The 7106-nt window shown below is 45.8% G+C and carries 6 protein-coding genes; all 6 read left to right on the top strand.

Annotated features, from left to right (window positions below; translation table 11 throughout):
• Nucleotides 1–1149: iron-containing alcohol dehydrogenase (locus FWJ59_RS01470; RefSeq protein WP_414480212.1), on the top strand; the 1149-nt coding region annotated here is incomplete at its 5' end.
• A gap of 120 nt (nt 1150–1269) precedes the next feature.
• Nucleotides 1270–2433 carry a M20 metallopeptidase family protein gene (locus FWJ59_RS01465; RefSeq protein WP_414480211.1) on the top strand — a complete coding sequence of 388 codons (1164 nt, stop codon included), beginning with the start codon at nt 1270–1272 and terminating at the stop codon, nt 2431–2433.
• A 149-nt stretch (nt 2434–2582) separates the two neighbouring features.
• Entirely contained in the window at nt 2583–3425 is an 843-nt protein-coding gene (locus FWJ59_RS01460; protein ID WP_414480210.1) for a YesL family protein, read from the top strand.
• Nucleotides 3426–3503: 78 nt separating this feature from the next.
• Nucleotides 3504–4268 carry a class I SAM-dependent DNA methyltransferase gene (locus tag FWJ59_RS01455; RefSeq protein WP_414480209.1) on the top strand — a complete coding sequence of 255 codons (765 nt, stop codon included), beginning with the start codon at nt 3504–3506 and terminating at the stop codon, nt 4266–4268.
• Nucleotides 4269–4303: 35 nt separating this feature from the next.
• The gene (gene hslO, locus FWJ59_RS01450; RefSeq protein WP_414480208.1) at nt 4304–5203 is read left to right on the top strand and encodes an Hsp33 family molecular chaperone HslO; all 900 of its coding nucleotides are present in this window, start codon (nt 4304–4306) and stop codon (nt 5201–5203) included.
• A gap of 134 nt (nt 5204–5337) precedes the next feature.
• Nucleotides 5338–7080, top strand: a complete 1743-nt coding sequence (locus FWJ59_RS01445; RefSeq protein ID WP_414480207.1) for a tetratricopeptide repeat protein — start codon at nt 5338–5340, stop codon at nt 7078–7080.
• Nucleotides 7081–7106: the final 26 nt, after the last annotated feature.

Raw genomic sequence — 7106 nt, 5'->3', positions numbered from 1 at the left:
AAGATCATATTTGGTAGGGGTGTAGAAAACCAGGTAGGAGAAGAGACTAAGGTTTACAGCAAAAAGGTTCTTTTGCACTACGGCGGGGGGACCATCAAACGCATAGGGCTTTATGACAGGGTGGTGAAGTCCCTTAAGGATGCAGGCGTGGAATTCATTGAGCTGGGTGGAGTACAGCCAAATCCTCGACTCAGCCTTGTGAAACAGGGGATTGAGCTTTGTAGAAAACATAACATCGACTTCATCCTGGCTGTGGGAGGCGGCAGCGTCATCGATTCGGCCAAAGCCATTGCTGTTGGCGTACCCTATGAGGGCGATGTGTGGGACTTTTATAGCGGCAAGGCCGTGCCGCAAAAGGCGCTCCCTGTGGGCGTGGTGCTTACCATACCTGCAGCCGGCAGCGAGGCCAGCAAGAGTTCGGTGATTACCAATGAGGACGGATGGTACAAGCGCGGCTTAAACGTTGAGATAATACGTCCCAAGTTTGCCATAATGAATCCCGAAATTACCTTTACGCTTCCGCCTTATCAGACGGCCTGCGGTGCTGCTGACATCATGGCCCATGTGATGGAGCGGTATTTTACCCATCAAAAGGATGTCGATTTCACCGATAGGTTGTGCGAGGCCACCCTTAGGACTATAATCAAGAACGTGCCCATTGTGCTTGAGGAACCCGAGAATTATGAGGCCAGGGCTGAAATAATGTGGGCCAGCACTATCGCGCATAACGATCTTTTGGGCACCGGCAGGATTGGCGATTGGGCCTCCCATGCCATAGAGCATGAGCTGAGCGGGATATACGATGTGCCCCATGGAGCCGGATTGGCCGTGGTATTTCCTGCCTGGATGAGATACGTCTATAAGGAAAATGTGGACCGGTTTGTACAGTTTGCTACTAGGGTTTGGGATGTAGAGATGGATTTTGCAAACCCTGAGAGGACGGCTCTTGAGGGGATACGCTGCCTCACCCAATTTTTCAAGAGGATTGGCCTTCCGGTGACGCTGGAAGAGCTGGGCATACCCGATGATAGGCTGGAGGAGATGGCTGACAAGTGCACCAACAAGGGCACCAAGCAGATAGGGAATTTTAAGAAGCTGGGCAGGGAGGATGTGCTCAACATACTCAAGATGGCCCGTAAACAGGGTTAAAAGGCTATATTGAAACAATCTCTATGAAAATGCAAAACCTGATTTTTATGCAATCCCTCTTCATCGCAAGGATGGAGAGGGATTGTCTTAAATTTGAAGGCTGTTGGAGGAGTACTCGAGATGCAGATAGATGCGGAGGTTTATCGGCTCAAAGAAAGGCTGATCCAGCACAGGCGCCATTTACATATGTATCCTGAATTGGGGTTTGATGTATATGCCACCCGGGATTACATTTTATCTTGCCTTAAAGATTATGGGTTTAATGAAATAAGGATATTAGCTGGTACCGGCATAAAAGCCGTCATGAAGGGCAAGGGCAGCGGCATGACCCTGGCTTTCAGGGCCGATATGGATGCTCTTCCGCTTCAGGAAGAGACTGGCGTTGAGTTTGCTTCGATAAACTGCGGAAAGATGCATGCCTGCGGTCATGATGGCCACATGGCCATTTTGCTGGCGCTTGCTGAGTGGCTGGGCTTGCACAAAGGGGAACTGAATGGCAACGTCGTTCTCATCTTTCAACCCGCTGAGGAGACGGTGGGAGGGGCACTGCCCATGATCAAAGAAGGGGTACTGGAAGATCCCAAGGTGGATGCCATATTTGGCCTCCACCTCTTGCCAGATATCCCTCAAGGGAAGATAGGGCTTAAAGAGGGGCCTGTGATGGCTCAAAACTGCGAATTTACGGTGGAAATTACCGGCAAAAGCGCTCATGGGGCCATGTCCCACCAAGGCGTTGATGCACTGCTGGCATCGTGTCATTTTGTAAATTTGGTTTATGGCCTTTTCCACAGATGGGTTGCTTCGGATGAAGAAGCAGTGTTCACTATTGGAAAACTTCAGGCGGGAGAGGAAAGGAACATAATTGCAGGGAAGGCTGTCATTGAGGGAATTGTGCGCACCTTTGACGAAAGGGTTTATGAGCAAATAAAGGAAAACATACAGGGTTTGCTAAGAGGCCTTGAACTTTCACACGGGGTAAAGGCGCAGTATAGGGAAGATGTGTACTATCCGGCAGTGAATAACGATCCCAAACTGGTAAGCCAGCTTAAAGAATTCTTGCCTCATCGTGCGCTTCAGGATATACAGCCCATGATGATAGCGGAGGACTTTTCCTACTATCAGCAGAGGGTACCCGGCGTTTACATGTTTCTTGGCTGCGGGAATGAAAGCAAGGGTTTTACCGCTCCGCTTCACAGCAGTAAATTTAACTTCGATGAAGAAGTGCTACTTTATGGGCTGCAGGCCTATCATGACATCATAAAAGGGTTTGGAGTTGTGCGTTAAACTGAGATCCATGCATCTCGAAAATTCAATGATGAGGTGTAAACTTTGGCAAAAAAATATTTTGTTGAACAAGCAAGCATTTGTTGTTAGAATTAAAAATAAGAAGGAATTTTATCGAACAAAAATAAAATAAAGAAAGGATTGTTGATATGTTTGGCGGTCTCTTTGAGAGGATGTATTACGGCAATCCCAATAAGCCCGATTTAAAATATGAAAACTTGAGGGAAAAGCCCATCAAGCTGTTTTTTACCGTTTTACGGATACGGTTTTGGGACCTAATTAAGCTGAATTTGTTGTATTCCCTTTTCTGGCTCCCGGCTTTTATATGGACCTATCTTCAGTTGCAGGTTACTGCCCAGACGGGGGAGCCCATAAATATATTTTACTTCTTGGTGCTCATTCCCTGCCTCCTTTTTGCCGGCCCTGCTACGGCGGGTGTCACTTATGTGCTCAGGAACTGGGCGAGGGATGAACATGCATGGCTTTTCAGCGATTTTAAGGATGCGTGGAAGATGAACTGGAAGGAAAGCTTGATCATAATGCTGCTCAACGGTCTTGCGCTTATGATATTCTATGTAAACTTGAGTTTTTACAGCTCCATGGCCTCACAGAATATCTTCTTCCTCATGTTGTATTATTTCATGTGGATGATAGGCCTTGTTTATGCCATGATGAACATATACATTTTCCCCATGCTGGTCACTTACAAGTTGAGTGTAAGGCAGATATTAAAAAATGCGCTGATTTTCACTTTGGCAAAGCTTCCCCATACCTTTGTGGTCTTTGTGCTGATGGTGGCTTTATTTATAGCCAGTATATGGTATACCATACCTGTATTTTTCGTCGGGTTGACCTTCCCCATGTTTATTGGTGTCTCATTGGCCAACTGGGCGTTTTATAAGTACCTGGATAGGCCGACCAACAATGCAGCCGAGAGCGATACCCAGGAAGGCGATATGCATGAAAGCGATGCTCAAGAGGATGAGCAATGAAAACGTCTGTGGGGTGCTTCAAATACCCGGCGTTGTAATGAGGGGCAGCAGTATGTAGATCGAAGTGAGAAGGGGTAGATGGGTATTTATAACGGATTTGCTTATATTTACGATACATTGATGCAGGATGTCAATTACCCTAAATGGGTTGACTATATAGAGCTGTTATTTAGGCACTATGGCGTAAAACCGCGGCAGATAGTTGATCTGGCCTGTGGAACGGGCAACATTACCATACTTTTGAGAGAGAGGGGATATGATGTCATAGGCATCGATCAGTCTGAGGATATGCTGTTTGTTGCGAGGGAAAAGGCGCGCAATAGGGGGATGAACATCACCTTTATATTTCAGGATATACGCCATATCAGCCTACATCACCCAGTAGATGCTATGACCTGCATCTGTGATGGCATAAATTATATCTCCGCCGAAGAGGAGCTGGATCTGGTATTTGAAGGGGTATACAGATATTTGAATCCAGGGGGAATCTTCGTATTCGACATCAGCTCTTACTATAAGCTCTCTTCAATAGTGGGCAACAATGTCTTTGTAAAAACCGATGAGGATATAAGCTATATATGGCAGAACTATTTCGATAAGCAGTCGCGGATTTGCGAGATGGAGTTGTCATTTTTTGTTAAAGAAGGTGAACATTACAAGCGCTTCGATGAGGTTCACTATCAGCGTGCCTATCATGCGGAAGAGATTGTGGGGCACCTTGAAAATAATGGCTTTGAGGATATAGGGGTGTATCAGCCTTTTACTCTGAAGCCTCCCAAGAAGAAGGCAGAGCGGATATTTTTCGCAGCCAGAAAGAAAGGAAGCTGTACCAAAGGCTGCTGATATTCCAAGACGTAATGGGAAAAAGGAGGATGTACATGAACGATTATGTAATAAGAGTTACGGCTGCCAATGGATTTATTCGCGGCTTTGCTGCTAGGACTACTGATCTGGTACAAGAGGCTCAAAGGCTCCATGGACTTTCTCCTGTAGCCAGTGCTGCGCTGGGGCGTGCCATGACGGCTGCCGCTATGCTGGGAGTTGATATGAAAGGCGAGAAGGATACCCTTTCGCTCATCATAAAAGGTGATGGCCCCTTGGGCAGCATTGTAGTGGTGGCGACTTCGGGCGGCAAGGTAAAGGGATACGTTGCCAATCCCAAGGTTGATTTGCCGCTTAATGCTCACAATAAGCTGGACGTGTCAACTGCTGTAGGCAAAAAGGGCAAAATAACGGTAATAAAGGATTTAGGGTTGAAAGAGCCCTATATAGGACAGGCCGATCTGATGTCAGGGGAGATAGCCGAAGATGTGGCCTATTACCTGACGGTGTCGGAACAACAGCCCTCAGCTGTGGCTTTGGGAGTGCTTGTCAATCCCGATTGTACCGTAAAAGCTGCAGGCGGCTTTATCATACAGGCCTTGCCTGGGGCACCTGAGGATGTCATCGCAGCCATTGAAGAAAAGATCAGCAGCAGCCCTTCCATCTCCCGCCAGTTTGATGAAGGCAAATCTCCCGAAGAGGTGCTGGAAGGCATTCTAGGGCAGCACGGGATGCAGGTAAAAGCCGTAATGGATGTACAGTTCAAATGCGATTGCAACAGGGAGAGGCTTAAATACATATTGATGAGTATGGATGAAAAAGAGTTCATAGATATTATAGAAAATGATAAGCGAGCGGAAGTAGTATGCCATTACTGCAGTAAAAAATACATATTTGAGCAGGATGAGCTTAAGGAGATGCTAGAACAGAGAAGAAGGAACGAAGAAAACCTTTGAAGACCTATATTGGTTGGCGGTAACCTGAAATCTTGCTGCAAATAACCGCTTGATTATATAGAGCTTTTGGGCATTATATGCTATAATATTTCCAAGAAGTATCTTTAGGTAAGGAGCGGAATATGGCAGGAGGATTGTCTGCGAGAACCAAGAGAAAGGTTATTCCCTTTGAACAAAACGGACAGTTTTATTACAGGAAAGCAAAGAAATATATTGAGAGCAACAATTATATAGATGCCCTCAGCTTTTATCGAAAGGCTGTTGAAAAAGAACCCGAAAATCTGGAATACAGGCTGGATCTGGCTCAAGTGTTTACTGAAATGGGGTATTATGAGGAGTCCAACCAGATATTGCTCTATATATTGCAGAAGGATGAGAACAATGCCGATTGTTATTTCTGCTTAGGATGTAATTTTTTGGGCCTGCAGGAGTATGAAAGGGCAAAGGAATGCTTCGAGAAATACCTTCAGCAGGATCCAGATGGGATCTATGCAGAGGATGCCCAGGATTTGCTGGATATACTTCAAAGCCACGAGATGTATTTTGACAACGACTTAGAGGTAATGTTAAATTCTGATAGGGAACGGCTATACAAGCTGGCCAATAAGGGTAAGAATTTTCTTGATATGGGAGATTACAAGAGAGCCATTCGCTGTCTGGAAAACGTGATAAAGAAAGACCCTTCTCTGATATTTGCTCGAAATAACCTTGCGCTGGCATATTTTTGCGAGGGGCGCCTTGACGATGCCATCGATGTGAGTCAGGGCGTGCTTAAAGAACAGCCGCAAAACGTTCACGCTAATTGCAATATAGCTATCTTTTACCGTGAGAAGGGGCTGGAGGAGGAAAGCGAAAAGCATCTGCAAGCGGTACTGGGCATAGAGACCAACGACCCCGAGGAGATCCATAAGATTGCTGTGACCCTGTGTGAACTCAAAAGGCATAAAGAGGCCAATAGATTGCTCAAGCGGTTGCTCCAATACAAGCCCTATGATATAAAGATACTCCACTATATAGCGGTTTCCTATTTCAATCTCCAGAAGTTTAAGGAAGCGTTGAAGTACTGGAGCAAGATCGAGAAAATAGCTCCCAACAATACCATAAGCAGCTTTTATAAAAGGCTGACGCATGCCATAATGAGCGGTGAAAGGGAATTCAGCGAGATATCTTATCATTTTCAGGTTCCCTATGAGGAGGTTATATACCGTATAAAGAAGATTAACGACCTCCTCAGGCTTCCGCACAAGGATTTGAAAAAGCGCTGGAGCAGCAGTGATGAGCTGTTGGCTCTGCTAAAATGGGGTTTGGAGCTCAATGACCTTTCAATAAAAAGGGCTATTTTGGGCGTTATAGCCTCGTTTAAGGATGGAAAGGCCGAAAGTTTCCTGAGGGAGTTTATACTGAGGAAAAGTGTAGACGATGAGCTAAAGAGGGAAGCCGTTATGCTGCTTAAGCAGATGGGTGCTCCCGAACCATATATAGCCTATCTGGATGATAATATAGTGCAGATTAGGATAGACGTCGTTGTTCATAATACTCCTACCGATCTTCCTCAGGTCTTTCATGATGTAATAAACATAGCTATTGAGACGATGAAAGGGCGCTATAAAGATGGCTTTGAAGCTCAGGTGCGTGAAATATGGAATAATTTTATTTCGGCCATGTTGCCCTATGGTTTGCCCAGAATAAGAAAGCCCGAAGCATGGGCCGCAGCGTTGGAGCTGTATTATTGTCTGATGTCTGGGTTGGTCGTAGATAAAACGGAGCTAGCTCGTCTCTATAGGGCTTCCTATTCTACCATATCCAATGCCTGCAGGCGTATCAGCCTTGTATTACCGGGCAGTGAGCGCAACCAAGTAACGCCCTATCTGCAATAAAAAAGGCTGCTGAGAATCATTTCAGC

The sequence above is a fragment of the Caldicoprobacter sp. genome (assembly GCF_047459465.1).
Lineage (GTDB): Bacteria > Bacillota > Clostridia > Caldicoprobacterales > Caldicoprobacteraceae > Caldicoprobacter.
The sequence above is the reverse complement of the archived record's forward strand: the minus strand, read 5'-3'. Positions and strand labels throughout refer to the sequence as shown.

Excerpts from the sequence above, each read along its gene's own strand:
- FWJ59_RS01460 (WP_414480210.1), top strand. The coding sequence starts at position 2,583 with ATGTTTGGCGGTCTCTTTGAGAGGATGTATTACGGCAATCCCAATAAG.
- hslO (WP_414480208.1), top strand. The coding sequence starts at position 4,304 with ATGAACGATTATGTAATAAGAGTTACGGCTGCCAATGGATTTATTCGC.
- FWJ59_RS01455 (WP_414480209.1), top strand. The coding sequence starts at position 3,504 with ATGGGTATTTATAACGGATTTGCTTATATTTACGATACATTGATGCAG.
- FWJ59_RS01465 (WP_414480211.1), top strand. The coding sequence starts at position 1,270 with ATGCAGATAGATGCGGAGGTTTATCGGCTCAAAGAAAGGCTGATCCAG.